This window comes from Clostridium sp. AF28-12 (assembly GCF_003435225.1).
Taxonomy (GTDB): domain Bacteria; phylum Bacillota; class Clostridia; order Lachnospirales; family Lachnospiraceae; genus Pilosibacter; species Pilosibacter fragilis.
Genome location: NZ_QWGJ01000027.1, coordinates 1 through 744, shown reverse-complemented (window position 1 = coordinate 744; position 744 = coordinate 1). Strand labels below are relative to the sequence as shown.

Genomic DNA, 744 nt, shown 5'->3' with positions numbered 1-744 from the left:
GTCGATTGACCATGCCTGATTTGGACGGTCGATAACGGCGTTACGAAGCAGATACGGGCAGACTTTTGCCTGTTGCATACGTTTGGAAAGATTCATCTTTGGATAGATCGGATCAATCCCCATTTCAATCATATAGCGGCGCGTTTTCCGGCGTCCCACCGGATGACCACGCATTTTCAGCTGTGAAGACATTTGACGAGCTCCCCAGGCAGGATTATCGGTATGCAGATGATCAATGATAGCCTTGCATTCTAACTCTTCCTGAGATATGGGTGTTCCATTATAGTACACGCTGGTGCGGTTGATTCCAAGAAGCTCAGCACCTGTTTTTATCGGGAATTCTTTAGTCTTCAAAAGGTTTCGGACTAAATTTACTCTCGTAGTCAGGTCCAAGTGTTTCTTCAGATTTTTTTTTCAACCAATCCACCTGCATGGTGAGCTGGCCAACTTTTTTCGCGTATTCGGCTTTTTCCTTGCGCTCTAAGGCGAGTTTCTCTTTCAAGTTGTCTTCTCTTGAATCATCGAAGACAACCGATGCTTTATCGAGGAATTCTTTTTTCCAGTTGCGAAGAAGATTCGGCTGAATGTTATTTTCGCTGGCAATTGTATTTAAGTCCTTTTCTCCTTTAAGCAGTTCAATGACTAACTCGGATTTGAATTTTGCGGAGAAATTTCTTCTTGTTCGAGACATAAAAATGATCCTTCTTTCTATAGTGCTTACAGTATACCAGATTCATTAAAAAA

General features: G+C 42.2%; 2 protein-coding genes. Both read right to left on the bottom strand.

From position 1 onward, the window contains the following. Window positions 1–354 (bottom strand): IS3 family transposase (locus DWY93_RS17635; RefSeq protein ID WP_242990695.1); only part of this gene is annotated, 354 nt, incomplete at its 3' end. Continuing rightward, window positions 344–691 (bottom strand): transposase, encoded by a 348-nt coding sequence (locus DWY93_RS17630; RefSeq protein ID WP_242990693.1) that lies wholly within the window; start codon window positions 689–691, stop codon window positions 344–346. The genes DWY93_RS17635 and DWY93_RS17630, both read right to left, overlap by 11 nt. Window positions 692–744: the final 53 nt, after the last annotated feature.

Excerpts from the sequence above, each read along its gene's own strand:
- DWY93_RS17630 (WP_242990693.1), bottom strand. The coding sequence starts at position 691 with ATGTCTCGAACAAGAAGAAATTTCTCCGCAAAATTCAAATCCGAGTTA.